This window comes from Halobacillus litoralis (genome assembly GCF_020524025.1).
Lineage (GTDB): Bacteria > Bacillota > Bacilli > Bacillales > Halobacillaceae > Halobacillus > Halobacillus litoralis_D.
Genome location: NZ_JAIVKN010000004.1, coordinates 302,855 through 327,657, shown reverse-complemented (window position 1 = coordinate 327,657; position 24,803 = coordinate 302,855). Strand labels below are relative to the sequence as shown.

Genomic DNA, 24,803 nt, shown 5'->3' with positions numbered 1-24,803 from the left:
GACTCGTAAGTTCCTCATCTCTACAAACGCTTACGTAACGATTGTTTAAGTCCCTCAGCCAGCGCATCCAACGCAAGAACACGCTCCAATTTTCTTTTATTCCCACGATCATGATACCGAAGATCATTGACATCCTCTATAGTCACGCCATCTGGATGAGCTTCAACTAGATTCAGATAGTCCCCCGGTTTCACATTTCCTTCTTTTAATACTCTTAAATAAAACCCTGTGTATCCTTTTTGAATAACCTGGGCAGGGAAGTCGTCAATTCCATGTGTCCGAGCTATGATATAACATGGCTTTCTGGGTTCGGATATTTGAAGAAGTGCATCTCCCAATTGGTAGATGTCCCCCACGCGAACCTCTGATTCTTCTATACCCTCTACAGTCAAATTCTCTCCAAATGCTGGAAAAGAAAAAGGAACATTATAATATTCCTCCCAGTAGCGATAATGCTGGGCTGGATAAAGACACACGGCTTTATCACGTCCACCATGATTCTTTTTATCGGCCTGCTCATCCCCGTCAAAGTTTAAATAAGATAGGTATGTGGAAGCATTTAACGGCTTTTTTCTGTAGGCACTTTTCAAATCTCCTTTATCTGTTTCATAAGTTTCCGGACGGCCAGCATTCAGTGACAACAGTTTATACTTCATCCAACAACCCCTCTCGCCATTGTTTAATCCAGGCTGGAAGATAGTCATATTTCCATGCATCCATGGGATAATCAATAAATACATCCTCCCCGTTTTCATACAGGGCTTGAATAAGTTCATTTATGTTCGTGAAGTAGAATGTATACAGGAACTCATAGCTGAACGGCTCTTTAGGCATATCATTTTCGGCACAGACTTGTGGATCACTATAATTCAAATAGGTACGGCAGGGGATTGGTCGAACTTCATATGCCATACAAAGCTGTGTTTCGGGATTCAACATAGGACAAGGCAGATCCAGCTTTTTATAGGCCAGTTTCGTCTCTGGGTCTTCATAGTCCATAGCCAATGCATGGGATAATTTGTCTTTATATTTTTCATAATAGGCATCCCATTGTTCATAGATTGCCTTTTTTCTATCCTCTGAGAAGTGATCTATGGAGCGAAACAGCATTTTTGCTTCCATTTTTGTAATAACGATTGGAAAATAGCAGCAGAAGGAACAGCCCATAAAGCAGTTCGGCTTCATGGAAGTGAACGTCTCCATACGCTCTATTTCATGATCCACTTCTGTCAGCAATTTCTGGAATCCCTGTAAAATTACTGTCTCAGTGTCCTGCTCACTATCCAGCAAATCATCAACTATATTATCAAAAAAGCGTGGATCCACTTCGTAGGATTGATTAATTTTCTCGCATCGACTAAGAATTTCTTCATGCTTCAAAAAGCTCATAAGGGAAAAACTCCTCCATCTATCATTGGTCTTATTATACATAAAATACAGGTATTTTTACCACCACATCCCACCCACGAATTTCCTGTTGTTGAACCCCCAGAAAAGTCCTAATATATTAGAAGGTATATAAGAGAATTTGTCATCTTTGGAGGTACGTCTAAATGCTATCAAATGCGGAAATCGGTATCGATCTTGGTACTGCGAATATATTAATCTATTCTAAGACTAAAGGAATCTTATTAAATGAACCGTCTGTGGTTGCTTATAACACAGAAACAAAAAATGTTGTTGCGGTAGGAAAAGAAGCTAAGGAAATGGTAGGAAAGACCCCAAGGAATATTATTCCTGTCCGTCCTTTACGTGATGGAGTTATTGCTGATTATGACATGACTGCCCAAATGCTTAAGGAATTGTTGAAGAAAGTCTCTAAGAAGTCCGGAATCTCAATGCGTAAACCAACTGTAGTCATTTGTACTCCATCCGGCTCTACTTCAGTTGAACGCCGTGCTATTCATAATGCTGTGAAAAGCTATGGTGCTAAAAATGTTCACTTGATTGAAGAGCCGATAGCAGCAGCAATTGGAGCAGACCTTCCGGTTGATGAACCAATTGCAAACGTAGTTGTCGACATCGGAGGCGGAACAAGTGAAGTGGCTATTATCTCATTCGGCGGAGTTGTTTCATGTAAATCAATCCGAACAGGCGGAGATGTGATGGACGAGGAAATCATCCAGCATGTGCGAAAAGCTTACAATGTTTTAATTGGTGAACGTACGGCCGAACAGATAAAAATGGAAATTGGCTATGCACTTATTGAGCACACAGAAGAAACAATGGAAGTGCGCGGCCGTGATATGGTTACGGGCCTGCCAAAAACGATTGAATTAAAATCCACAGAAATACAGAGTGCTTTAAAAGAATCATTAGAACAACTGCTTGAAACCATCCGCTCCACTCTTGAAGACTGCCCTCCAGAATTAAGTGGGGATATTGTGGATCACGGAGTAATCCTTACTGGAGGCGGCTCCATGCTTAACGGAATGCAGGAATGGCTCGCAAACGAAATTTCTGTACCCGTACACATGGCACCAAGCCCGCTTGAATCTGTAGCTATCGGAACCGGCCGCTCGCTCAAAATGATTCAAAAACTACAAAAAGCAAGTAAGTAATACGAAACAAGCAGGCTTTCTACAAGAACTACATTTGTTATAATTGCCATCTAAAATCCCTGGTCAACTTATGTTACCAGGGATTTTCTATATCTTTATAGATTCAAATGAAAAGGTAAAGGATATTGCAGGCCCCTTGTCGAATTTACGCATATAGATAGAAAGTATGTTTGATTTTCAGCGAACTGGTGAAAAGAAACAAAAGACATTAGGAATAAGGAGTAAAAAAAATGAAGATATCCACCCTATTAAAATGGGTAACAGGTGGCTGTGAAGCTTTTCTAGCTATCCCAATCGCTGGAGGAATTTTCATCTTCAGCAGTGGCTGGAATGCATTAATGTTTATGTTTATTTTCCACCTCATCACCCTTGTAGTATCTGTTAAAGAAAATCGCTCGTATATCGGGAGCATCCTGGGCTTAATCACAAGTGTCGTTGGATGGATCCCTCTGGTGGGATGGATCATGCATACCATCACCGCTATCGTTCTGCTTATAGATGCTGGACGAACCACAAGTATGGATAAAAAAGCTTAAAAAAACGAGGGGGGAGACGGTGTATACGATCATATGTGTTTTTAGAGTGAAAGCCGACAAATTAGATAAATTTCTAAAGATGACCAGGAAAACGGGAGAAATCCTTAAATCCCATGGTGCGTTGGAACATACCATTTATTTCTCAAAAGAGCTGACTGGAAGACAGGGATCCATGGGTTTTTTAAATTTAATTGAAGTGGAAGAAGGAGAAGAACTGTTACTTGGGCAGTCCGTCTTCGAAAATGAAAAACAATACTACGAAGTGATGGCTTCTGTAGGATGTGATGACATCATCCAATATTTAGACGGCAATATAAGAGATATTGTAGAAATGAACAAAGTCATCAGTTCGAGCTTCACTACAGATAAACCTGAATTTATCTAATTTTTCCCGGAGGTGCTTATTACATGAAAATTGTCGTATTGGGAGCAGGAGCATTGGGAGCCTACTTTGGTGCACGATGGCAGGAAGCTGGTCATGAAGTCATCAACCTGGTTCGAGAAGGAAGAGCCGAACAGCTGCAAAAACACGGACTCTCACTACATAGCGAAATGGGCGACTACGTGTTAGAGGACCCTGTTATTGCTCAAAGTCCTGACGAGATCGAAAAGCCGGACTTAGTTTTTTTAGCAGTGAAAGGCTACCATTTGCAAGGTACGTTAGAATGGCTGAAAACTCTCGTACAAAAAGGGGCGAAAGTTTACCCTGTCCTTAATGGTATGGAACATATCAGTATTCTGCAGAAAGAATTAGGAGAAGAGGCTGTCCTTGGTGGTCTTTCCTATATTATCGCGACCCTGGATGATATAGGCCACGTTGTCCATACGAGTCAATTTCACGATCTTGTCTTCGGACCTCTCCATCCTTCTCAGCAATCCATTTGTGAAGAATTGGCCCTTGCTTGCAATCAGGCGAATTTGACTGGAACACTCAGCCCAAATATTTTAGAAGATATGTGGAAGAAATACATGTTCATTACCTCTTTCTCTGGAATTACTACAGCTGTTAATCAGCCAATCGGAGTTGTACGGAGTTTCCCTCAAACATTCCGTATTGCTGAGCGTATTTTAGAAGAAATGAAGGAATTAGCAAATGCCCATCAAATCAATATAACAGAAGATCATGTCCATAAAGCATTCAACCAGCTTCGTAGTCTTGATCATGAAATGACCTCATCCATGCACCAGGACCGGAGAAAAGGACTTCCTCTTGAAGTGGAACACCTTCACGGAGGCGCTTTACGGTTGGGCAGTTCTGTGGAAGTGTCAATGCCCTATACTGAGACTGTCCACGCGATGATTAAACCCTATGAAACCTTCCAACAGTAAACAAAGGTGCTCCGAAAATTCGGAGCACCTTTTATTTCTTTTACCTAATCATCAGCATAATCGGTAACTTTTGGACGTTTCCCATATTTTAATTCACGTATAGTCAATCCAAAATCCATTTGCAGATGAGGGTAGTCTTGGAAATTCTTCCAATCCCCTCCCCAATGAAATCCCATTCCCTTTGCCGTATCAACGACCTCCATCCAATCCGCTTTCCCATTATCATTCCCATCATATTCCATGTCCCAGATTAAATTCCCACCTGGTGTTTGGAGAGCGAAATCAATGGCTAAACCATAATTGTGGTAGGATTCGCCCGGCCTGGCGTGCGTGACCACTCTACCTTCCTTAGACCGCCCTTGCTGGTACAGTTCTTCCTGCCGCTCTTCCGTTCGATGGCCTTCCGTAATGACCATGCGTATCCCCTTATCCTTTACAGCTGAGACCAGTTTTTCTTTCTTTTCTTCAACAGTTGGATGAAGATTTGTCGGCATTGGAGCCGTTTCTTCCTTATGATATTTTAAGGGTAGTTCATTTTCTATCACCGGAAACAAAAAGAAAAACAAAGCACCGATAACCAGGATACAGATGATTAAAGCCAGGAAGTTAGATAGAATTCTCACGGCTATTTCCCTTTCAAATTGTAGTTATTATGAGAATACCATATGGAGTTTTAAAGGGAAATTGATTCTCCTCATGCCTATATATTTATTTCATAGTTTTCTTGCATAGCAAACGTTTATCGTAGATTCCTTCTACGCTTCAACACCCTTCACTTGTTATCCTATGAAGTTATCGGTACAGTACGTAGCAAAAGCAAGTGAGTAATTTCCACCTGACACTATCTCTAACTTAAACCTTATTCAAGGCCTAAACGTAAAAGGTACAATCATTTTCAAAATAGGATACTTCATTAAATAAACACCAAACTCGATATTTGTTGTACCATAGAATATCTCAAAAATTTGTTATTATTAAATCAGGACAATCTACTACCGACTGACAGCAGAAGCCGTCTACCACAAACACTATACGATTGATAACTGTAGACGATATACTTACATTTATTCTAAGGCCTTAAGGGAGGGTGAATATGAAATTATTAAGAAGACCCGAAAAGGTCGCATATGAATTGATTATGATTGGTCTTGCCGCTTTATCAATCGCAACAATATGGCAGCAAACCGGTTATAATAGTGTCATTGTCTGGACAACTTGGTCGATCTTTTTTATCGACTTCCTGTACCGTCTTTGGAAAAGTGAAGACAAATGGGAATTTATTAAGAAACACCCTTTTATAGTTATTGCAGCAATTCCTCTGGATGCTGTCTTTCAAATGGCAAGATTCGCCCGGATCCTTCACTTACTCCGGCTAAAATCTATTACGAAGTACTATACTCTGCCATTCATTCGTTTCCTCAAAAAACAGCGGTTGATGAAGGTAGTCGGAGTTATACTTGCACTTGTTTTTATGTTAATTATTCCTTTAAATCTATTAGAAAATGAATTAACTACCTACCAGGATGCCTTAAAGAGTGCGGCTCTCTCCCTCACGTTCTTCGGAAAATCCGGCTTTGAACCGCAAACGATCGCAGGACACATGATCATCGTTATATTCACAATACTCGGAGTAATTATTCATGGTTTAATTCTTCGTACAGCATTCGACCAACTCAACAAATCCTCTCTCATTAAATCGCTTAAAAGTAAATTTACAGATAAGTGAACATCCGCTTAACAAACCAGCGGATGTTTTTTATGTGCTCAATTGTCTATTGTTACGTTTAACCCATGGAATAAAAAGGAATTAAAACCAAGAAACAGCTTCTATGGAGGTGACCAGATGACTAAGAAAAAAGATAAACAAAAAGTAGAAAATGATCAAAGTTTTCAAGAGAAGTTAAATAAAGAAAAGTTAATAGACGGTGTTCCCGATGAAGAAGTAAGGAAAGAAGAACGGGAAGAAGAACAAGGACGTAAATCGAAAGGAGATTCAATTACAGAAGATGATTACGACGAAGACCTAAAGTCTTAAGTAACAAGAGAATAAACCCCGACATGTTTATCCCCTTCTCTGTCAGGGGTATATACATTAATGGCTATGGCTTATGTACATTCAAAAATGCTTCAATGATTACGATTAAGCATAATTCGGAAAACATAAAAAGAAGGTTTACAAGAAATTTAACATCAAGGAAAATACTCGGAATGAGTATACGCGGACTTTCTACTGTTCATAGGACTTTCCAATGGTAGTCTTTCTTCAGAACGCGTGTAGTTGACATACATCAATCTATAGACTATAATATTTTAATGGTGCCTTCTTAAAAGGAAGGTAAATCGGAAAAGAAATGAGTGATTTGTATGAGACTGGCATTCTGCTACGTTTTGATACAACTTAATCACACTGGATCAGCTTCGGAGCTGTAAGGACGCGATAGAGGTAGGGATTGCGTCGTTTAAGTTGCTTAAAAACTACCATGTAGAATTAATGAACCGCGGCAACAACATGGATAAAAGTTCCATAAGTATATCCTTGTTTTCCAGCAAGGGTGTGTAACTTGATATATTTTCCGAAAGACTAATAAAAGCGAGTTGGACAGCTGTCCAACTCGCTTTTTCCAATTCTTAAAGGTTTACATATAGCCGTACATGGTAATATAAACCGTAGAAGCTATGAAGGAGGACGTATAATGCCACGATACTTAGACCGTATTGAACCAGAGGATGTTCGATTCCTTATGGATCTTTCTGAGTTTAAAAACTTTGTCATAGAAATGCTTGGCGATGCAAGAGATCTTGTTAATATCCAGATTGACTATGACTATATAGAAGACCCCGGAGGGACAACGCTCGTCCGCCCAATGGTAAAGCTGACAGAAATCAGTCAATTCACAGAAGAAAACAGACACACGGTTTTGAAATCCGGGTTTTCCATTGATCGTGAACCATTTGATAACGGTGATTACGCTATGGAAGAGATCTTTGGACCCTACTATACCGTCTTAGCAGCTACGGAAGATGAGGACGGGGCCTTTTTTACAATTGAGATGCCTTACCGTCACTATGCTAAACAGATAGAAAGTGTTGAATAGAACAAAAGCCCGCCCTCTATAGAGGGCGGGCTTTTGTTCTATTAAGAATGTATCTGCTTTACTCTTCCAACCTGTCCATCTTCAAGACGAACTTTAATGCCGTGAGGATGATTCGGAGACTTTGTTAAAATGTCCTTCACCTTTCCCCTCGTTAACTGTCCAGTTCTTTGATCCTTTTTTAATACGATGTCCACTTCTGCTCCGACTTTTATGTCGCTTCGCACTTGACCATTCATTATGTGTCCCTCCAATATGAGCATTCTACAGTATTTTAGCACACATCATTAAAATTCAGGACATAAGAAAAGCACTCCTGTAAAGAGTGCTTTTAAAAAGATTATTTTGAATAATCATAGTGATTCTGTATAGTGCCTTCTTTCGTATGGATAACCGCTGAAGTTCCTTTATTTTGGGCAATTTCCTTTGCACGGTCGATGGCGTCCTGCTTGTTATCATAAATTTTCGTCGGTTGTTCAGCACCTTCTGCTTTTACTGCCCAGCCATCTTCATGAGAAACGACATGTTCTGATTGATTTCTAGCTTCAGCCATAATAAATGCCTCCTTGATTTTTGTTATATATAATGTATAACCGGGATGAAAAATTTGTAAACCTCGAATTTTCTTTACAAAGAAATTCTCTTTTGAATTGTCCCATCCTTCTTATGAACAATAACTTGAGTGCCTTTATTTTGAGCAATTTCTTTCGCTCGATCAATCGCTTCCTCTTTATTATCAAATACATTTGAAGCTTGTTTTGCATCTTCTGCTTTTACTGCCCAGCCATCCTCGTGAGTAATGACATGCTCACCTTTATCCATTAACTCCGGACGACTGTCTTTCTCTTTCCCCTCATCATCTCTTTTCTTCAGGGACCGGTCACTCATCTTCCTCACTTCTTGGATCTCTCTCTGATCTGCATTCTCATACCATTCTCTCGCCTGCTCTATAGCGATTGGAATAGCCCTGCCTTCCCCGTATCCCTCATCAAGCATCGCATTGGCAATATCAATGGCTTTTTTTCTAACAGCTGTTTCTAAATTCTTCAATGAACTTGGATAATCATTAGTATCCCAAGGCATCCTGATTCCTCCTCTATATTCTTGTATTCCATTCCCAGAAGAGACGAAACGGTAAACCCTTACACTTTCTTCATATTTATTGGTAAATTGAAAGAAAACACCAAATAGGCTACGATATATGAAGGGGATTTACGCTCTGCAGACTACACAGCGTTCCCCTCTCATTTGAAGCAGCGCTCATATATAGAAAGGGAGGGTTTTTATTGGAATTGAACTTTCATCCGCTGGGAGATCAATCCGTTCTTATTGAACTCGGTACCACTATCAGCGAAGAAACAAACCAGCAAGTTAGAACAATTTCTGCACTATTAGATGAACAACAGCCCGATTGGATCATTGAGTACATTCCAGCATTCACATCTGTAACAGTGCTGTATGATCCCATTTATATCACAAAACACCAATCCCCCCTCAATAGAGATCAACTTCCGTATGATTGGGTATGTGAGAAAATCCAAACCTTATTATCTAAAACAACAGAATCGGTGAATCACCAGCCTCGAACGATCGATATTCCTGTTTGCTACGGTCATACTTATGGTCCTGATCTTACGAATGTAGCTGAACAAAACGGTTTGACTGAAGAAGAGGTCATTGAGACTCATATGAGTGGTGACTATTTAGTCTATATGATTGGATTCGCCCCTGGATTTCCTTACATTGGTGGCATGGACGAAAAAATTTCCACACCAAGAAGATCAGAACCCAGACTTTCCATACCTGCTGGTTCTGTAGGAATAGCAGGTGGACAAACAGGTGTTTATCCTATTGAAACGCCGGGAGGATGGCAGTTAATAGGGCGCACACCTCTGACATTATTTGATCCATCGAAAGAAACCCCCTCCCTACTTCAATCCGGGGATCATATTCGTTTTACCCGCATTACAGAAGAAGAGTATGGTCGCTTGAAGGAGGCTGACAAATGATTCACGTTTTAAAATCCGGACTTTTAACTTCTATTCAAGACTTAGGACGCTATGGATATCAAAAACACGGGGTCATTGCGAGTGGAGCCATGGACAGCGAATCACACCGTATCGCAAACCTTCTTGTAGGGAATCATCCAAATTCACCTACGATGGAAATTACATTAATGGGACCTGTACTAGAATTTCAGGAAGATACCTGCCTGGCCATCTGCGGAGGGAATCTCTCCCCCATGATTGACGGGGAACGTGTGAGCACTTGGAAACCTGTATACATAAGAAAAGGCAGCGAGCTGCGTTTTGGGAAACCAAAAGAAGGATTCCGCTCTTATTTAGCTGTGGCTGGAGGTTTTGATGTACCAGAAGTTATGAATAGTGCATCCACTTACATGCGAGCTGGAATTGGAGGATTTAAAGGGCGTGCTCTGCAAAAAGGTGATTGTTTATCTGTACGCTCCAAAACAAAGGATTCTAAACTCCTTCTGGAAAAGATCAAGCCCAAGGATAAGAATATAACTTTCCAAGAAGCTGGTTGGTTTGTCCCTCCAGAGTTCAGTAATTACGAAGACAAGAAATCCTCCATACGTGTAATGGCAGGGCGGGAGTTTGACTGGTTTGATGAAAAAAGCCAGAAAAACTTCTTCCAACATTCTTTTCAGATCGACTCTAAGTCAGATCGAATGGGCTACCGCCTGACGGGTTGTCCATTATCATTTAAAGAAGAACAGAGTCTTCTGTCTGAAGCCGTTACATTTGGAACGATTCAAGTTCCATCAGAAGGAAATCCAATCGTTTTATTAGCAGACCGTCAAACAACCGGCGGATATCCAAAAATTGCTCAGGTGGCTTCTGTAGATTTGCCTAGACTGGCTCAACTGCGGCCGGGCGAAAGTCTTTCTTTCACTCAAATCTCTCATAATGAAGCTCAGCGGTTATACTTGCAGCGGGAAAATGAGATCAAACAACTTCAACTAGGTATTGCAAGTAAATTTCGATGAGGAGGGCTCACGATGTATATTGTAGACTTGAATTGTGATATGGGAGAAAGCTTTGGGTCTTATAAAATTGGACGCGATGAAGAGATTATGAAATATGTAACTTCCGCTAATATCGCCTGTGGATTTCACGCGGGTGATCCATCGATTATGAAAAAAACCGTTCGTCTGGCCATAGAGAATGGTGTACGCATCGGCGCCCACCCCGGGCTCCCTGATCTTTCGGGTTTTGGCCGCCGCCCTATGGAGATTTCTTCCGAAGAAGCTTACGATATGGTGATCTACCAAATCGGTGCCTTAAAAGGTTTCGTGGAAGCAGAAGGCGGGACTTTACAGCATGTTAAACCGCACGGAGCTTTATTTAATATGGCTGCCAAACAGCGTCCTTTAGCTAATGCAATTGCCAAAGCAGTCTATGATCTCGATCCTTCTCTGGTCCTTTTCGGTTTGGCTGGAAGCCAGCTAATTGAGGCTGGTCAACAACATGGGCTAAAGACGGCTAGTGAAGTATTTTCTGACCGTACATATCAAGAGGATGGTTCACTCACATCCAGGAGAGAACCCAATGCGTTAATTACGGATCATGAACAGGCCGTCCATCAGGTCATTCGGATGGTTAAAGAGAAAAAAGTAACAGCCGTCCAGAACGTAGATATTGATATTAATGCTCAAACGATCTGTATCCATGGAGATGGAGAGAGAGCCGTCGACTTTGCTAAGTATATTACTCATGCTCTCAAATCTTCGAATATTGAATTACGCAGTATTGGAGAGTTTATAGGACACAAAAACATCTGAGAGGAGCAACACGATGAAGCAACAATCGAATAGAAGTCTTTTACTGGGGGCCGCTTTTCTCATGGCGACATCTGCCATTGGTCCGGGATTTCTTACACAAACTACACATTTCACACAACAATTAGCCGCTAGTTTCGGATTTGTCATTTTAATATCAATCATTATTGATATTGGCGCTCAATTAAATATTTGGCGTATTATTGCTGTTTCAGAAAAACCGGCCCAGGATATCGCGAACAGCCTTTTACCGGGTTTAGGCTTCTTCCTTTCCATTTTAATTGTTGCCGGTGGTCTGGCCTTTAATATTGGTAATATTGCAGGCGCCGGTTTAGGTACAAATGTTCTTTTCGGTATTTCTCCTGAAATGGGGGCCCTGTTCAGTGGGATCGTAGCCGTTGCCGTTTTCCTGGTTCGTGAAGCAGGAAAAGTGATGGATCGTTTCGCTCAAATAGCAGGGTTCGTTATGATTGCTCTTACTATTTTTGTTATGTTTTCTGCAGAGCCGCCTGTAGGTGAGGCTGTTACGAAAACATTCGTACCGGATACGATCGACTTCCTTGCCATTATTACACTTGTCGGGGGCACCGTAGGCGGGTACATCACCTTTGCCGGAGGACATCGTCTTCTCGATGCAGGAATTAAAGGTCAGGAATCACTGGGCCAAGTGACTAAAAGTTCCGTATCGGCGATAGGAATAGCATCCATTATGCGGATCTTCCTATTCTTAGCTTCACTTGGCGTAGTAGCCTCAGGCTTTACATTAAATCCAGAGAATCCGCCGGCATCTGTTTTTCAAGCCGCGGCTGGTAATGTAGGATATAAAATATTCGGGGTTATTATGTGGTCAGCTGCTGTTACTTCAGTGGTTGGGGCTGCCTACACCTCCGTCTCTTTCATACGAACATTTAATAAAACAATCGAAAAATACCACAAATGGTTTATCGTCGCTTTTATCGTTATATCGACAACCGTCTTTGTATCTGTCGGAAAGCCAGTAAAAGTCCTTATCCTTGTTGGATCTTTAAACGGATTGATCCTGCCGATTGCCTTGGGTGTCATGCTCCTTGCCGCTTACAACAAGAAGATTGTAGGCGATTATAAACATCCTCTATGGTTAACAATTTTCGGAATACTGATTGTTGCAGCCATGTCCTATATGGGAGGCATGTCCCTTATCCAAGGTATCCCCCAGCTCTTCTAATCAACATTCATTTATTAAATGAATGATAGATGTAAGCCATTCAAATCGAGCATAAAACCACTAAGGTCTTATGCTCGATTTTTTATAGAATCAGGAGCTGATCTATACATATAGAGAATTATTAAAAAGAAAACCGGGTTTACTATACTACAAAATAAATACATCCCTATACATACTTCCCCAAACACTTTACTAGTTTTTCCCATACAGGAAACGTACACTTATTTATAGAAGATGATAGAAGGAGGAACGGCAATGAGCGAAAAAAATACCTGGAGAGAAGTTGATCAATACTTCGTCGACCGTTTGATCCCTGAAGATTCAGCTATGCAGAAAATTTTAAAATCCAATGAAGAGGCTGGATTGCCAGGCATTGATGTATCAGCTGCACAAGGAAAATTACTACATCTTTTAGTGAAAATAAAAGCTGCAAAAAATGTATTGGAAATCGGCACATTGGGAGGATACAGCAGCATATGGATGGCTAAGGCTCTTCCAGAAGGCGGACACCTCACTACTCTGGAGTTCAATCCCAAACACGCTGAGGTCGCATCCAAAAATATGAGCGAAGCTGGTGTGATAGACAAAATATCTCTAAGGACAGGCCCCGCCCTTAAGACACTTCCTACCCTAAGAGAAGAGTCACCCTTTGACTTTATCTTTATTGATGCCGATAAAAATAACAATGCTCGGTACCTGGAAGAAATATTGAAATTATCCACATCCGGTACAACCATTGTCGTAGATAACGTAGTAAGAGAAGGGAGGGTACTGGACGTTGAGGGGAATGACCCAGACATCCAGGGAATTCGGGATATGTTCGATCTTTTACACCAACATCCCCGACTGGAAAGTACCGCCTTACAAACCGTCGGCAGCAAAGGATATGATGGAATTGTATTATCTATTGTTAAATAGACATTCACTAAAAAAGGCTTCTCCCCTCAGGGAGAAGCCTTTATTCTATGAAATCCACACAAATGACTGTACAATCATCAATCGGCATCTCTCGTGCCTGAAGATCATAAGTTAAATCTTCAATATAACTTTTCATGCCGAATTCATTCAATCGTCTACAAGTGTCTTCTATAGATAAATCCGGGTGAAAAAGACCATCAGTAATTAACCAAATTTGGGCAATCCCTTCTAATGAGGTTGTACCGCTGTCCACCCCCTCCATGACATCCGGCATACCATTGGCCACCGTGTATCCGCCCGGGATATTTGCCATTGTGCGGTTGTATCTAAGGTTTGCTAAGCGGTCCTCGAAAACCTCTTCATCCGGCACATCAAAACCTTTTTCACGTTCTCGTTCCCGCTTCAATTTCGCTCGTGAACTGATTCCCTTCACCTTATCATCAGTCAAAATCTTGCAATCTCCATTCTTATAAAGTGCCACGACCATTGTATCACCAAGCTGAACATAATGAAAATGACCTTCCTCTATTTTTACGATGGCTGCACATGTTGACTACCGCTCTTCTGCTTTGGTTACATCAACCCTGTATTCCTTCATCTTTTCATAGATTTGAAAATTGGCTTCTTCAACAGCATCTATAAGGGAATCTATTGGCATAAGCCTTTCCATATGATCTTTAAACAGATGAGCGGAAAGGTAAGCACCGTTGTGACCGTTCTCATCTTCAAATGGAACAAGCGGAGTGGCACCATCAAGTACGCCATATACTAAAGCTGATTTGTTAACGATATAGGCATCTTCACTTTCATTTTTTTCAGGGCTTTTGACGTTTATACAATCGACGGAATGGCTTATCATGAAGTTTCCTTTCGCTTTTCCCAATCTTCTTTCAGCATCCCATAAACCACATGGTCGGTGTACTCATCGTATAGCAGAGCTGCATGCCGAATGATTCCCTCCTGTACAAACCCAAGCCTCTCAGGAACGGCACGGCTCTTCAGGTTTTTTTCAGCTGCTCTTATCTCAATACGGTTGATACCCATTTCCTTAAATGCATAGTCAAATAAGATTTGAGATGCACGTGTAAGCATTCCCCGCCCTTTAAATTCTGCTCCCATCCAATACCCAATGCTCGTTTTTTTATTTTTGTGATCAATCTCATGAAAATCAATGACACCAGCAATGTTTCCTTTATATAGGATACAGACAGTCAGGCCGTCATTCTCTGCATACCTCTTGAGACATCCTTGAACATAGTTCTTGGTATCCTCAGGAGTATGTGTGAAGTCTATCCACGGCAACCATGCTCTTAAGTGATCTCTGGATCTGTCAGATAAGGCGAAAAGTTCTTCTGCGTCTTCATAACCTATTAATTTGAGTGATAATTCATCATCTACTATATGGGTAAACATGATTGCTCCTCCTTTTATTTATGGATAACAAGTAATATTCGTCACTATTCGAGCGCATTCCTGCCAATAAAACAACTTCGTTAAAGTAGATGCTTGTAAAAAGAGAGGGCCTTTATAATTAAGCATAAAAAAAGGTGAGACCGAATATATTCAGTCCCACCTTATCATCAAGGCATTATGGTTTTAAAACGAGTTTCCCCTTCGTTTTTCTCCCCTGCATAATCTCATGTACGTATGAAGCATCTTTTAAATCATAGACCCCGCCAACCGTTAGCTTTAACTCCCCTGACTGTACGAGTTCCATTAAATGGTTCAAACTTTTTTCAAACAGTTCCCGCTTTTTCATAATCTGCGGCAGGAAAAATCCCATAACGGATAGGTTGCGGTTCATCAATCCGGACGGGTACATTTGTGCCGGCTCCCCGCTGGCTACACCATACACAACAAGGCGTCCAAAGGGGCGCATACATTTTATAGTTTCATGAAAAATGTCTCCACCCGCCATTTCCAGGGCAATATCTACGCCTTTACCACCGGTTGCTTCAAGGACTTCTTGACGCCAGTTTTCATTTGTATAATTTATGGTATGGTCGGCTCCCAGATCACTAGCTAAAGCGAGCTTCTCCTCCGTACTTGCCGTTGCTATAACATTCCCGGCACCAAAGCTTTTAGCCAGCTGAACCGCAAGAGAACCTACACCACCAGCTGCTGCATGAACAAGTACGGACTCTCCTTCTTCAAGTCTCCCCATCGTCGTTAATAAGTGGTAAGCTGTGAGGCCTTGAAGAGGTAAAGCAACGGCCGTCTCATCTTCTACATTCTCTGGTAGAGAAATTAGCGTATGCTCCGTCGTCTTCACATATTCCGCGTATCCTCCTGAACCAATCAATGTTACTACACGGTCGCCTTTTGAGAACTTCGAAGTCCCCTCTCCAACTTCTTCAACAACCCCCACTACCTCTGCTCCAGGGATGAATGGAAGAGGGGTAGGCACTACATATGCGCCCTCACGCCTTGCTGTATCCGCATAATTCACACCAATAGCTGTTACTTTTAAAAGGACTTCACCCTTATCTAATTCAGGGACATCCACATCTACATTTTCCAGAACAGATGGATCCCCATACTCTTTAAACTGAATAGCTTTCATCGTTTACCTCCTTATTTCCCAACAAAATCGGGCTTTCTTTTTTCCTTGAAAGCTTGAACTCCTTCTTTATGATCTTCTGTGTCGACCATCATTGTCTGGGTTACACGCTCCTGCTCAAGAATAGCTGCCAAATCTGATTGATCTGACTGATCTACGATTTTCTTCATCATACCAATCGCTCTCCCAGGACCTCGAGCAATTCGAAGCGCATACTCCATCGCTTTTTCTTCAAGTTCAGCTATTGGAATGACCCGATTTACCAATCCCCAATCTGAAGCTGTTTCTACTGGGATTGGTTCACCTGTAAAGAGCAGCTCTTTTGTCCGGTAAGGACCTAATAGTCTTGATAAGAAATAATGGCCGCCACCGTCAGATACAAGACCAACTTGAGCAAAGCTGAGAACGAACTTACTTTCTTCCGCAGCCAGTATTTGGTCGCAGGCTAAAGCCAAATTAAACCCGGCACCAGCAGCATACCCATGAACCACCGCTATAACAGGCTTTGGTAAGTCCTTAATGCTCAAGATTAATCGATTCAGCTCTCCAACGTGATCATAAAGGTCTTGAGTTGTTGACCGACCCATACTTTTCACATCTCCACCTGCTGAAAAAGCACGGCCTGCCCCTGATAAAACAACGACTTTTACGTCCTGATTTTTTTCTGCCTCTTTCAGAGCATCCTGTAATCCGCCTATCATTTGTTTAGAGAAGGCATTCAGGCTGTCTGGTCTATTTAATACACAGGACATGACAGGCCCCTTAATATCTACACTCAAATGATCATTTCCAAGTTTCATAAACTTCCACTCCTTTTAAAATGTATATTGTCCGGATTCAACTATGACATCTGCAATTGTACGGTTACGTTCTAATGCATCCTCAAAAAGGTACTCATTTAAAAAGACGGCCACGTTACTAAGCGCCTTCTTCCTTTCTTTGCCTGACAATAAAGAAGAGAACAAATTAGAAGCAGCTTTATGTACTTCATAGGTAGACTGTTCGATAACAGCTGCTGTCAAATTCAATTTCAAGTCGGTGTTCGAATCCTCAGACACCGAAGCTTTTTTTGTTCGCAGGACGGCGGACTCGGTCCGGTAGACTTCCATTGCAATATTGGCAAGATTCATTAGCGTTTCCTGCTCATGTTGAACCTGTTTCCCGTACCTTTGATAGGCTGCACCGGCTGTGATTGAAAACAGAAGCTTATAAACGGCGACAGCCTCATCACATTTATCCAGGAAAGACTCTCCTTTTTTATAACTTCCTTCTTTCAAGGAGGATTTGGCCTTGTTCATAAGCTCTTCAACATCCAGTTCTCCCTTAGAAGCCTTTTGAAGAAAAGCACTTGGAATTAAAAGACGGTTGATTTCATTCGTTCCTTCAAAGATTCGATTAATCCTTGAATCCCTATAGGCTTGTTCGATAGGATACTCTTTTATAAATCCTGCTCCCCCGTGAAGTTGTAAAGATTCATCCACCACATAATCCAACGTTTCAGAACCGACAACTTTACATATAGCTGCCTCCATCCTGTGTTCATTCATCGCCATGGCGACGGCAGATTTGTCTGCTGTTTCGTAGTGATCTCCAAGTACTGACTCGATATGTCCTGCTGTACGGTAGAGCAGGGACTCAGCTGCATATATACGGGCGGTCATAGAAGCGATCTTTTCCTTACTGGCCCGGAAATCAGCTATCCTTTTTCCAAACTGTTTTCGCTGGGAGATATGATCAACAGCTAATTGAAGGCTGTATTTAGCAGCACCATTCGTTGCAAACCCCAGATTAAAACGCCCAAGATTTAGAACATTGAGTGCAATGATGTGACCTTTCCCTACTTCCCCCAGCAAATTTTCTACAGGAACTTCACAGTCCTCCATAACGACAGAACAAGTAGAGCTTCCTTTAATCCCCATTTTATTTTCTTCTGGTCCAATTGAAAGCCCCGGAAAGTCCTTCTCCACAATAAAGGCTGTGAAATGTTCCCCATCCACTTTTGCATAGACAATAAATGTATCTGAGAAAGCAGCATTGGTAATGTAAATTTTTGTTCCATTTAGCACATAATGCGTCTCTGATTCATTCAAAACAGCCGTCGTACGTGCAGATAAAGCATCCGATCCTGCCTCAGGTTCTGTCAGGCAGTAAGCCCCAATGTACTCTCCTGATGCAAGCTTAGGCAGATACTTCATCTTTTGATCTTCTGTACCAAAATAAGTGATGGGAAGAGTAGCTATACAAGTGTGATTGGAATGTGCCACACTGTACCCGCCTGCATGACCAAGTGATTCTCCTACAATCCCTTTACTTATTTTGTCCAGACCAAGCCCCCCGTACTTTTCAGGAATGCTGTGACCTAATAACCCCAGGTTTCCTGCCCGTTTCATTTTATCTTTCACAAAATTAAAGTCGCCCTCTTCAATCTGACTGCGATGCGGTTGGATTTCCCGGGTAATAAATTGTCGAGCTGTGGCAGCAATCATCTTATGTTCATCCGTTTGATCTTCTGGAGTAAAGATAGAATCGAAAGACACATCTTTTGTCAGAAACTCTCCCCCGCGAATTCTATATTCAACTGGATGCATAATGTCCCTCCTTGATTTGTCCTTCCTCGGGATCGTAAACCAGTACTGTATCAAACACCCCTTCCTGAGCGGCAAATTCAATTTCTCTTTGGTCAACGCCGTAGTTCATCAACAGCTGACCGATACGGCAATTGGTAAGCAGCTGCTTCGAACTCCTGCTGCTTTCGTAAAAATGAAAGGCTGTGGCAGCAGCATCAGAGAGCTCCCAGTCCCCAAGCTCCTGCATGAAACTAATAAGACTGCCTGCCCCATAGAAATCTTCCATTGTATAACTACCACTTGATCCAGAACATATAAGCACTATAGTCTCGTGCTTATGTTTTTGATACAGGTGTTTAGCCATCGCAGGATTATTCAATAAGGAAGAGGCATAAAGATTTGCTGATTTATTGGCCTGCGTAAGTGCTACTGTGCCGTTCGTCGTCGTTAAAATTAAGTGTTTACCTTGGATAAGAGGGCTTATGTGTGTATGAAGAGGAGGATGGAACCCTTCAATTGTCCTCCCGCGGTCTTCTCCTGCCATTAAGTATGGCTGTGTAAATTGAGCGGCCTTCTCCCTGGCCTGTTCAGCACTGAAAACAGGAATTACAGATACAGCCCCATGTGCAATCGCTGCAGTAATGGTAGATGTAGCAAAAAGGATATCAAAGACAACGGCGACTTTTCCTTCTAATAGATCCGGCTTAATATCCTCTTTTTTAAATATGACTTGAATCTTTCCCTTCGTCATAGACCGGCCGTCTCTTCTGCATGCTGGATTAAGTTATTTACGAACTTATTCATTTGTGAGAATCGTGGATCCTCTGTCTGTCCTTGTTTATAACGGTAATAAATCTGCTGAATAATCCCAGCCAGCTTAAAGTATGCAAAAGTTAAATACACATGGATATCCTGTATATCACGCCCACTTCTCTCTGCATAAGCCTGAATAAATTGCTCCCTTGTATAGAATCCCTCATTTATGGTGAGCGGTTCTTTTCCAAGACCATGCTGAAGCAAGGATGGATCGTCCGCTTCAATCCAATAGCTCATGGCTGCTCCTAGGTCTGCAAGAGGGTCTCCTACCGTTGTCATCTCCCAATCAAACAGCCCCACCATCTTAGAAGGGTGTTCTCTGCTGAACATAGCATTATTCAACTTGTAATCATAATGAATAATAGAAGCATGGTTAGATGATGGAATGTGACTGGAAAGCCATTTCTTCAGTCGTTCTCCTGAAACAACATCATCCGTTCGTGCTCTGTCATATCGTTTTATCCAACCATGCACCTGGCGTTCCATGAATCCTTCTGGTTTAACCATATTCACCAGAGAAGTCTGCTTATAGTCGATACTATGAAGATCTACAAGGCGATTAACCATGGTTTCAGAAATCTCTCTCCCCAGCTCAGCTGAAGGTTCGACTCCTTCGGGAAATTGCTGGTCATAAACGATCCCTTCTCTTCTTTCCATTACAAAAAAAGGAACCCCAAGGACGTCTCCCGAGTCATAGATTAATGGTTTGGGAGCCAGTGAATAAAATGGATGCAATGCGCTTAACACTTTATATTCCCGCTCCATATCGTGTGCTTTTGGGGCGACAGGTCCCATTGGTGGTCTACGCAGCACAGCCTTCCACTTACCTCCGACGTTAAGTTCATAAGTCAAATTTGAATGCCCTGCACCAAACTGCCTGATGACGAGTTCGCCCGTTGGGACGTCAAGGTTTTCCTTTAAGAATGAAAGGATATCCCTTTCATTAAGTTCTTCCCCTTTGCGGACAGATTGAGTATCTTTCGTATAAGTCATGACAACCCCCTATTTAACAACCAATTGATAGGACTGCAAGTTTTCCTTCATTTCGGGTGTGAGCGGTTTACTTTTCTGCTCCTCAAAATCAAATTGAACAATTACAGACTCCCCTTTTGCTACAAGCTCACCAGTTTGCTCTTCAAACATTCGCTGCTCTAAATGAAAGCTGGAATTTCCGATTTTTGAGACGTTGTTTCTGATTTTTAAGGTTTGATTGTAATAGACCTGCTTAATGAAATCACATTTGGCTGAAGCCATAATAAAATTCCAATCTTTCTCTACAAGATTTAAATCCTGGAAGAAACGAATGCGCGCATCTTCCATATAAATGAAGAAATTACTATTATTCACATGGCCTAACAAATCTGTCTCACAAAAACGAACATTCACTTCAATCTCATGCATCAGGTAGTCCCCCTTAGTTTTTCACCGGCGTATCATACGTATAAAAACCTCTGCCTGTTTTACGACCTAATTCGCCAGCTTCCATTTTTTCCGTTAACGTTTTTGATGGGCGGTCCTTTGGATCCCCTGTTTCTTCGAATTGCTGCTGCATAACATAATAACCGACATCAATACCTGATAGATCCATCAACTCAAAAGGACCAATAGGATGGTTAAGTGCCTTCTTAACAATAACGTCTATATCCTTATAGTCCGCATATCCCCCTTCATACAAACTCATGGCCTCCTTTTGGATAGCGAAGAGGATGCGGTTTGCAATAAAGCCGGAAATCTCTTTTTCTAGCAGCACCGCTGTTCTATTCATTTCCCCGCATACTTCCATGGCCAAAGAAGCGGTTGCCTCAGATGTATGCTCCCCTTTTACTACTTCAACACAATCCATAATTAAAGGCGGGAAGAAGAAGTGCATATTGCATACCTTCTCAGGTCTGGATGTCACATCGGCAATTAAGGAGCTGACAATTGTAGAGGAATTAGTGGCCAGGACAGTATGAGAGGGTGCAAACTTATCCAGATCCGCAAATACTTCCCGCTTCACACTCAATTTCTCAACCACAGCTTCAATAATCAGATCCGCATCCCCGGCTGCTTCTTTTAAGTCCGTGGTGAAATGAAGTCGTTCAAAAGCAAGGTCACGCACATCGCTTGTAATCTTATCCTTTACCACCCATTTATCCATGATTTTAGAAAGTTTAGATTTTGCAATTTGAAGCGAATCAGGACTAATATCCTGTATGGTCGTTTCGTAGCCGGCTAAAGAACCTAACATGGCTATCTGATGCCCCATACTACCCGCGCCTATCACTGCTAGTTTTTTCACTCCCATAAAAACCCTCCTTTATTCTTCTCGCCAACTTCTCATATAAAGCTCTTCACGTTTTTTCCTTTAACAGGATGCGTGCATACCCCCATCAACAACAAGAACCTCTCCTGTAACAAAGTCAGATGCTTTAGAAGCTAGAAAAACAGCGGCTCCCTTTAAATCTTTTTCTGAACCGAAGCGGCCTAAGGGCGTTCGGTCCAATATAAAGTCTCCACCCTGTTCTAATACGCCGTTGGACATCTTTGTAGGAAAGAACCCAGGGGCCAGGGCATTTACATGAATGTTGCTGCTCCCCCATTTGACAGCTAGATCCTTTGTCAATGTGATAACAGCTCCTTTGCTCGCATTGTAACCGATTGTTTCCATAAGACGAGAATCCGCCCCTCCTAAACCGGCAATAGAAGCGATATTAATTATTTTTCCTGAATGTTGATTAACCATGACTTCTCCAACCTTCTGCGACATTAAAAAAGTACCGGTTACATTAACATTCATCACTTTTTGGAACGCTTCCAGCGGCATCTTGAGTGTCGGTGCCCCCCAGGTTGCTCCGCTGTTATTCACAAGAATATCAATGGTTCCTAAACGACGAAGGTTTTCTTGAACGACTTCCTCAACTTCATCGATTTTTGTCACATCACAGGCTGATGCCAGAGTTTGAACACCTAGATCCTTTTCTAAGCGGAGAGCCACTCGTTCACAAGCTTCCTTCTTTCTTGAGCAGACGACAACATTTGCTCCTGCTTCAGCCAACCCTTCTGCCATTTGTTCTCCTAATCCTCTTCCTCCTCCTGTAACTAAAGCGGTCTTCCCCGACAAATCAAATAAATCATTTACATGCACATTCTCCCCCCCCTTATTTAATAGTTTTAACTTCCTTTTTCGAATGATCTCAACATGATCACCTGACATGTACGCACTTATCTGCACACACAAAAGCATCACCACTCCATCAGGATGTTCACGGTCTTTTTAATAGATTAGAGATTGAGAGGATAAACCACCTATGTACACGCTTACAAAAATCAGTAGTTTTATGTTTACGACCAGTCCTTTCACTCACTTTGTTTCCCAGCATATGAAAAGTAAGAATATCATTTCTATCATTTACACGGTTACATACTAAACGGTAGGTATGTTAATTATTGTATATGTATTATTCTGAAAATTCAACTGCATAATGAACAGACATTCATTTTTAATCAAATTCAGGTGACCAAATCCATGCTGTTTTGATTAAATTGTACTTTTACATCCTGGAGTCGATTATGTTCTGAGGAACAGGGTTACTCAAAACTCAATTCTGCGGTTTCTGTCCTGATGATGAACGTGAATAAACATCTTAAATAAAAATGGATGCCAGTGTACGCTGACATCCAGCCGCAGGAAAATATTTATGGCGTGGTCAGCCATGCCCATTGAAGATTTTGAAACTCCGGGTCCTATATTCTACGCTGTTTCTAACCTATTGCCTTGGCCAATGCCCCATACTTCTATCTACTTATCTAAAAAACTTTAAAGTAAAGAAATATATTAGACGTTTATACAAGCATATTTAAGAGATTTCCATAAGATATAAGGAATAACGTGGAAAGGAGAGATTAAAATGTGTTCATGTCATTCAAGAGACGGCAGATGTGTACGAGATGTCGTAAAGGCAATTGTTAAAGCACAAAATGAAGTCGCGGCCCGCAATCATGGTTGTAATGTAAGCTGTGAACGTTCCATTCGTGAGCTTTTATCACCTGCACAAAATGGGAACGGGGATACGACTATTCCTTTTGTTTTGTACTGCAAAGATTGTAAACCATTCGTAGCCAGCGGCGTCAAACACGTAAACGGAACCATCCACTGCATAGAATCACCCGTGTTTAAAGCGAAAAAGTTTGTCGATGGAAGCAGCCACTGCGTCAAACTGGAACTATTAAAAGCAGAAAGACAAGCACCGTGTGATTCTCACAAAAATAAAGGCAACGTCTGTCACTTTATTGATGGAGCTACAGGCTTTAAGTCTACGGGAATCTGTATCACTGTAGACCTTGACTGTTTTTGCGGGATTAGTTGTCTTGGTACAACCACTCCCACAAGGCTTACAGAAGCTGATTTGTAAAAAATGCTGTTCAAAGTCTGTGTTACCAGGAACCAAAGTGTGTACTGCAGTTTGGTTTCTTTTCTTGTTCTCTCCTTTTAAGATGGTAATGAATTGATTTACCCTTTATAATAGAGAGAACTAATGAATCTCTCCCTTTTTTAAAAGAGGCTCATATATAGAGAGGAGCTTGCAAAATGAAAGCGAACAGGGCATTTCAAAAATTCTTATTAGAAAAAGCTTCCGTCCTCACTGAAGAATGGTACAACTCTCTAAACCAAAACACCGTTTCCGGAGTTTATGCCTCAAAGGATCTAGACACAATTATTAATTTGAAGTCTCAAAACTATGCTTTTCATGAGCACCTATCACAAATCTTCATCCTCGATAATGAAGATTTTATTTCACATATGAATGATTGGATAATGGAAATCAGCAGTGATCCGCACCATTTAGAAACCCCCACCCATGAAATTATGCGGGAGTTCATGCGTGTCCGTGGTCAATATTTGGATTACCTAAAAGAGTTTATCGATAAAGAAGACATCGATATATCACGGGAAAGAGAAGAAAAATGGACCCGTCTGTTAATAGAGGCTTTTGATCAAATCATGTATAAAGTGGGGAAAGAAAAAAGCAGTCAAATCAATAAACAAATTGAAGAACAGCGATCTACCATTAACGAATTAAGTTCGCCGCTCATTCAACTATCGAATGACCAGGCTTTACTTCCTCTGGTTGGAAACATTGATACTGAACGCGCAACTTCTATTTTGGAAAACACACTAAAGAAATGTACAGAACAGGATGTCGACTCTATTTACATAGATTTGTCCGGTGTCTATTTAGTAGATACCATGGTCGCCCAGCAAATCTTCCAATTGATAGACAGTTTGCGATTAATTGGAGTTTCGGCCACTGTTGTCGGCATAAGACCTGAAATTGCTCACACCGCTGTATCCCTGGGTGTGGATTTTAGTCACGTTAGTACAACAGCAACTCTCTCACAAGCCATGTCTGGACAAACCTTTTAAAAACCTGGAATACC

31 protein-coding genes are annotated in these 24,803 nt (G+C 41.5%); 14 read left to right on the top strand and 17 right to left on the bottom strand.

The window, feature by feature from the left end; all coding sequences use genetic code 11:
- Positions 1–20: 20 nt before the first annotated feature.
- Complete coding sequence (locus LC036_RS15765; protein ID WP_226584914.1) at positions 21–656, bottom strand: MOSC domain-containing protein; 636 nt, start codon at positions 654–656, stop codon at positions 21–23.
- Entirely contained in the window at positions 646–1,389 is a 744-nt protein-coding gene (locus LC036_RS15760; RefSeq protein ID WP_226584912.1) for a YkgJ family cysteine cluster protein, read from the bottom strand. The genes LC036_RS15765 and LC036_RS15760 overlap by 11 nt, the downstream gene beginning before the upstream one ends.
- A 164-nt stretch (positions 1,390–1,553) precedes the next feature.
- On the opposite strand from LC036_RS15760, the gene mreBH reads away from it, so the two are divergent.
- From mreBH to LC036_RS15740, 4 genes are all read left to right on the top strand, one after another.
- A complete protein-coding gene (gene mreBH / locus LC036_RS15755) occupies positions 1,554–2,561 on the top strand; it encodes a rod-share determining protein MreBH (RefSeq protein WP_226584910.1) in 1,008 nt (335 codons plus the stop codon).
- Between the two features lie 230 nt (positions 2,562–2,791).
- A complete protein-coding gene (locus LC036_RS15750) occupies positions 2,792–3,097 on the top strand; it encodes a hypothetical protein (protein ID WP_226584908.1) in 306 nt (101 codons plus the stop codon).
- Positions 3,098–3,116: 19 nt separating this feature from the next.
- The gene (locus LC036_RS15745) at positions 3,117–3,482 is read left to right on the top strand and encodes a DUF1428 family protein (protein ID WP_226584907.1); all 366 of its coding nucleotides are present in this window, start codon (positions 3,117–3,119) and stop codon (positions 3,480–3,482) included.
- A gap of 23 nt (positions 3,483–3,505) precedes the next feature.
- On the top strand, positions 3,506–4,426 hold the full coding sequence (locus LC036_RS15740) for a ketopantoate reductase family protein (RefSeq protein ID WP_226584904.1): 921 nt from the start codon (positions 3,506–3,508) through the stop codon (positions 4,424–4,426).
- A 44-nt stretch (positions 4,427–4,470) separates the two neighbouring features.
- Here the strand turns inward: LC036_RS15740 and LC036_RS15735 are convergent, their stop codons facing one another.
- On the bottom strand, positions 4,471–5,049 hold the full coding sequence (locus LC036_RS15735; protein ID WP_319004488.1) for a M15 family metallopeptidase: 579 nt from the start codon (positions 5,047–5,049) through the stop codon (positions 4,471–4,473).
- A 470-nt stretch (positions 5,050–5,519) separates the two neighbouring features.
- Between LC036_RS15735 and LC036_RS15730 the strand changes: the two genes are divergently transcribed.
- From LC036_RS15730 to LC036_RS15720, 3 genes are all read left to right on the top strand, one after another.
- Complete coding sequence (locus tag LC036_RS15730; RefSeq protein WP_226584895.1) at positions 5,520–6,152, top strand: hypothetical protein; 633 nt, start codon at positions 5,520–5,522, stop codon at positions 6,150–6,152.
- A gap of 117 nt (positions 6,153–6,269) precedes the next feature.
- Positions 6,270–6,461 carry a hypothetical protein gene (locus LC036_RS15725; protein WP_226584893.1) on the top strand — a complete coding sequence of 64 codons (192 nt, stop codon included), beginning with the start codon at positions 6,270–6,272 and terminating at the stop codon, positions 6,459–6,461.
- A 658-nt stretch (positions 6,462–7,119) separates the two neighbouring features.
- Positions 7,120–7,521 carry a hypothetical protein gene (locus LC036_RS15720; protein WP_226584891.1) on the top strand — a complete coding sequence of 134 codons (402 nt, stop codon included), beginning with the start codon at positions 7,120–7,122 and terminating at the stop codon, positions 7,519–7,521.
- Positions 7,522–7,562: 41 nt separating this feature from the next.
- On the opposite strand, the gene LC036_RS15715 is transcribed toward LC036_RS15720, so the two are convergent.
- The 3 genes from LC036_RS15715 to LC036_RS15705 all read right to left on the bottom strand — a co-directional run bounded on the left by LC036_RS15715 (position 7,563) and on the right by LC036_RS15705 (position 8,601).
- Positions 7,563–7,757, bottom strand: coding sequence for a YwbE family protein (locus LC036_RS15715; RefSeq protein ID WP_226584889.1), 195 nt, complete (start codon positions 7,755–7,757; stop codon positions 7,563–7,565).
- A 101-nt stretch (positions 7,758–7,858) separates the two neighbouring features.
- Positions 7,859–8,071 carry a DUF2188 domain-containing protein gene (locus LC036_RS15710; RefSeq protein ID WP_226584887.1) on the bottom strand — a complete coding sequence of 71 codons (213 nt, stop codon included), beginning with the start codon at positions 8,069–8,071 and terminating at the stop codon, positions 7,859–7,861.
- 74 nt (positions 8,072–8,145) lie between these two features.
- Positions 8,146–8,601: a DUF2188 domain-containing protein gene (locus tag LC036_RS15705; protein ID WP_226584885.1), complete on the bottom strand. Its 456-nt coding sequence runs from the start codon at positions 8,599–8,601 to the stop codon at positions 8,146–8,148.
- Between the two features lie 203 nt (positions 8,602–8,804).
- Between LC036_RS15705 and pxpB the strand changes: the two genes are divergently transcribed.
- From pxpB to LC036_RS15680, 5 genes are all read left to right on the top strand, one after another.
- Positions 8,805–9,527: a 5-oxoprolinase subunit PxpB gene (gene pxpB / locus LC036_RS15700; RefSeq protein WP_226584882.1), complete on the top strand. Its 723-nt coding sequence runs from the start codon at positions 8,805–8,807 to the stop codon at positions 9,525–9,527.
- Positions 9,524–10,525, top strand: a complete 1,002-nt coding sequence (locus tag LC036_RS15695) for a biotin-dependent carboxyltransferase family protein (protein WP_226584880.1) — start codon at positions 9,524–9,526, stop codon at positions 10,523–10,525. Before pxpB ends, LC036_RS15695 begins: the two co-directional genes overlap by 4 nt.
- A 12-nt stretch (positions 10,526–10,537) precedes the next feature.
- On the top strand, positions 10,538–11,320 hold the full coding sequence (locus LC036_RS15690; RefSeq protein WP_226584878.1) for a LamB/YcsF family protein: 783 nt from the start codon (positions 10,538–10,540) through the stop codon (positions 11,318–11,320).
- Between the two features lie 13 nt (positions 11,321–11,333).
- The gene (locus LC036_RS15685; protein WP_226584876.1) at positions 11,334–12,521 is read left to right on the top strand and encodes an NRAMP family divalent metal transporter; all 1,188 of its coding nucleotides are present in this window, start codon (positions 11,334–11,336) and stop codon (positions 12,519–12,521) included.
- Between the two features lie 255 nt (positions 12,522–12,776).
- Positions 12,777–13,439, top strand: coding sequence for an O-methyltransferase (locus LC036_RS15680; RefSeq protein WP_226584874.1), 663 nt, complete (start codon positions 12,777–12,779; stop codon positions 13,437–13,439).
- 40 nt (positions 13,440–13,479) lie between these two features.
- Here LC036_RS15680 and LC036_RS15675 read toward each other — a convergent pair whose 3' ends face one another.
- The 11 genes from LC036_RS15675 to LC036_RS15625 form a co-directional block, all read right to left on the bottom strand.
- Positions 13,480–13,887 carry a hypothetical protein gene (locus LC036_RS15675; RefSeq protein ID WP_226584872.1) on the bottom strand — a complete coding sequence of 136 codons (408 nt, stop codon included), beginning with the start codon at positions 13,885–13,887 and terminating at the stop codon, positions 13,480–13,482.
- A 105-nt stretch (positions 13,888–13,992) separates the two neighbouring features.
- A complete protein-coding gene (locus tag LC036_RS15670) occupies positions 13,993–14,298 on the bottom strand; it encodes a hypothetical protein (protein WP_226584870.1) in 306 nt (101 codons plus the stop codon).
- The gene (locus tag LC036_RS15665) at positions 14,295–14,852 is read right to left on the bottom strand and encodes a GNAT family N-acetyltransferase (RefSeq protein ID WP_226584868.1); all 558 of its coding nucleotides are present in this window, start codon (positions 14,850–14,852) and stop codon (positions 14,295–14,297) included. The genes LC036_RS15670 and LC036_RS15665 overlap by 4 nt, the downstream gene beginning before the upstream one ends.
- A gap of 175 nt (positions 14,853–15,027) precedes the next feature.
- Complete coding sequence (locus LC036_RS15660; protein ID WP_226584866.1) at positions 15,028–16,002, bottom strand: quinone oxidoreductase family protein; 975 nt, start codon at positions 16,000–16,002, stop codon at positions 15,028–15,030.
- Between the two features lie 11 nt (positions 16,003–16,013).
- On the bottom strand, positions 16,014–16,799 hold the full coding sequence (locus tag LC036_RS15655; protein WP_226584864.1) for an enoyl-CoA hydratase/isomerase family protein: 786 nt from the start codon (positions 16,797–16,799) through the stop codon (positions 16,014–16,016).
- A 15-nt stretch (positions 16,800–16,814) separates the two neighbouring features.
- A complete protein-coding gene (locus LC036_RS15650; protein ID WP_226584862.1) occupies positions 16,815–18,587 on the bottom strand; it encodes an acyl-CoA dehydrogenase family protein in 1,773 nt (590 codons plus the stop codon).
- Entirely contained in the window at positions 18,574–19,317 is a 744-nt protein-coding gene (locus tag LC036_RS15645; protein ID WP_226584854.1) for a 2-phosphosulfolactate phosphatase, read from the bottom strand. The genes LC036_RS15650 and LC036_RS15645 overlap by 14 nt, the downstream gene beginning before the upstream one ends.
- Positions 19,314–20,375: a phosphotransferase family protein gene (locus LC036_RS15640; RefSeq protein ID WP_226584852.1), complete on the bottom strand. Its 1,062-nt coding sequence runs from the start codon at positions 20,373–20,375 to the stop codon at positions 19,314–19,316. Before LC036_RS15640 ends, LC036_RS15645 begins: the two co-directional genes overlap by 4 nt.
- Positions 20,376–20,384: 9 nt before the next feature.
- On the bottom strand, positions 20,385–20,783 hold the full coding sequence (locus LC036_RS15635) for an acyl-CoA thioesterase (RefSeq protein WP_226584850.1): 399 nt from the start codon (positions 20,781–20,783) through the stop codon (positions 20,385–20,387).
- A 13-nt stretch (positions 20,784–20,796) separates the two neighbouring features.
- Positions 20,797–21,669 carry a 3-hydroxyacyl-CoA dehydrogenase family protein gene (locus tag LC036_RS15630; protein ID WP_226584848.1) on the bottom strand — a complete coding sequence of 291 codons (873 nt, stop codon included), beginning with the start codon at positions 21,667–21,669 and terminating at the stop codon, positions 20,797–20,799.
- Positions 21,670–21,729: 60 nt separating this feature from the next.
- Positions 21,730–22,509 carry an SDR family oxidoreductase gene (locus LC036_RS15625; RefSeq protein WP_226584846.1) on the bottom strand — a complete coding sequence of 260 codons (780 nt, stop codon included), beginning with the start codon at positions 22,507–22,509 and terminating at the stop codon, positions 21,730–21,732.
- 763 nt (positions 22,510–23,272) lie between these two features.
- Between LC036_RS15625 and LC036_RS15620 the strand changes: the two genes are divergently transcribed.
- Positions 23,273–23,776 carry a CotY/CotZ family spore coat protein gene (locus LC036_RS15620; RefSeq protein WP_226584844.1) on the top strand — a complete coding sequence of 168 codons (504 nt, stop codon included), beginning with the start codon at positions 23,273–23,275 and terminating at the stop codon, positions 23,774–23,776.
- Positions 23,777–23,952: 176 nt separating this feature from the next.
- Entirely contained in the window at positions 23,953–24,789 is an 837-nt protein-coding gene (locus LC036_RS15615) for an STAS domain-containing protein (RefSeq protein ID WP_226584842.1), read from the top strand.
- Positions 24,790–24,803 lie beyond the last annotated feature (14 nt).

Excerpts from the sequence above, each read along its gene's own strand:
- LC036_RS15715 (WP_226584889.1), bottom strand. The coding sequence starts at position 7,757 with ATGAATGGTCAAGTGCGAAGCGACATAAAAGTCGGAGCAGAAGTGGAC.
- mreBH (WP_226584910.1), top strand. The coding sequence starts at position 1,554 with ATGCTATCAAATGCGGAAATCGGTATCGATCTTGGTACTGCGAATATA.
- LC036_RS15665 (WP_226584868.1), bottom strand. The coding sequence starts at position 14,852 with ATGTTTACCCATATAGTAGATGATGAATTATCACTCAAATTAATAGGT.
- LC036_RS15730 (WP_226584895.1), top strand. The coding sequence starts at position 5,520 with ATGAAATTATTAAGAAGACCCGAAAAGGTCGCATATGAATTGATTATG.
- LC036_RS15645 (WP_226584854.1), bottom strand. The coding sequence starts at position 19,317 with ATGACGAAGGGAAAGATTCAAGTCATATTTAAAAAAGAGGATATTAAG.
- LC036_RS15705 (WP_226584885.1), bottom strand. The coding sequence starts at position 8,601 with ATGCCTTGGGATACTAATGATTATCCAAGTTCATTGAAGAATTTAGAA.
- LC036_RS15655 (WP_226584864.1), bottom strand. The coding sequence starts at position 16,799 with ATGAAACTTGGAAATGATCATTTGAGTGTAGATATTAAGGGGCCTGTC.
- LC036_RS15765 (WP_226584914.1), bottom strand. The coding sequence starts at position 656 with ATGAAGTATAAACTGTTGTCACTGAATGCTGGCCGTCCGGAAACTTAT.
- LC036_RS15640 (WP_226584852.1), bottom strand. The coding sequence starts at position 20,375 with ATGACTTATACGAAAGATACTCAATCTGTCCGCAAAGGGGAAGAACTT.
- LC036_RS15630 (WP_226584848.1), bottom strand. The coding sequence starts at position 21,669 with ATGGGAGTGAAAAAACTAGCAGTGATAGGCGCGGGTAGTATGGGGCAT.
- LC036_RS15740 (WP_226584904.1), top strand. The coding sequence starts at position 3,506 with ATGAAAATTGTCGTATTGGGAGCAGGAGCATTGGGAGCCTACTTTGGT.
- LC036_RS15760 (WP_226584912.1), bottom strand. The coding sequence starts at position 1,389 with ATGAGCTTTTTGAAGCATGAAGAAATTCTTAGTCGATGCGAGAAAATT.
- LC036_RS15685 (WP_226584876.1), top strand. The coding sequence starts at position 11,334 with ATGAAGCAACAATCGAATAGAAGTCTTTTACTGGGGGCCGCTTTTCTC.
- LC036_RS15750 (WP_226584908.1), top strand. The coding sequence starts at position 2,792 with ATGAAGATATCCACCCTATTAAAATGGGTAACAGGTGGCTGTGAAGCT.
- LC036_RS15635 (WP_226584850.1), bottom strand. The coding sequence starts at position 20,783 with ATGCATGAGATTGAAGTGAATGTTCGTTTTTGTGAGACAGATTTGTTA.
- LC036_RS15695 (WP_226584880.1), top strand. The coding sequence starts at position 9,524 with ATGATTCACGTTTTAAAATCCGGACTTTTAACTTCTATTCAAGACTTA.
- LC036_RS15725 (WP_226584893.1), top strand. The coding sequence starts at position 6,270 with ATGACTAAGAAAAAAGATAAACAAAAAGTAGAAAATGATCAAAGTTTT.
- LC036_RS15710 (WP_226584887.1), bottom strand. The coding sequence starts at position 8,071 with ATGGCTGAAGCTAGAAATCAATCAGAACATGTCGTTTCTCATGAAGAT.
- LC036_RS15720 (WP_226584891.1), top strand. The coding sequence starts at position 7,120 with ATGCCACGATACTTAGACCGTATTGAACCAGAGGATGTTCGATTCCTT.
- LC036_RS15690 (WP_226584878.1), top strand. The coding sequence starts at position 10,538 with ATGTATATTGTAGACTTGAATTGTGATATGGGAGAAAGCTTTGGGTCT.
- LC036_RS15620 (WP_226584844.1), top strand. The coding sequence starts at position 23,273 with ATGTGTTCATGTCATTCAAGAGACGGCAGATGTGTACGAGATGTCGTA.
- LC036_RS15650 (WP_226584862.1), bottom strand. The coding sequence starts at position 18,587 with ATGCATCCAGTTGAATATAGAATTCGCGGGGGAGAGTTTCTGACAAAA.
- LC036_RS15615 (WP_226584842.1), top strand. The coding sequence starts at position 23,953 with ATGAAAGCGAACAGGGCATTTCAAAAATTCTTATTAGAAAAAGCTTCC.
- LC036_RS15670 (WP_226584870.1), bottom strand. The coding sequence starts at position 14,298 with ATGATAAGCCATTCCGTCGATTGTATAAACGTCAAAAGCCCTGAAAAA.
- LC036_RS15680 (WP_226584874.1), top strand. The coding sequence starts at position 12,777 with ATGAGCGAAAAAAATACCTGGAGAGAAGTTGATCAATACTTCGTCGAC.
- LC036_RS15660 (WP_226584866.1), bottom strand. The coding sequence starts at position 16,002 with ATGAAAGCTATTCAGTTTAAAGAGTATGGGGATCCATCTGTTCTGGAA.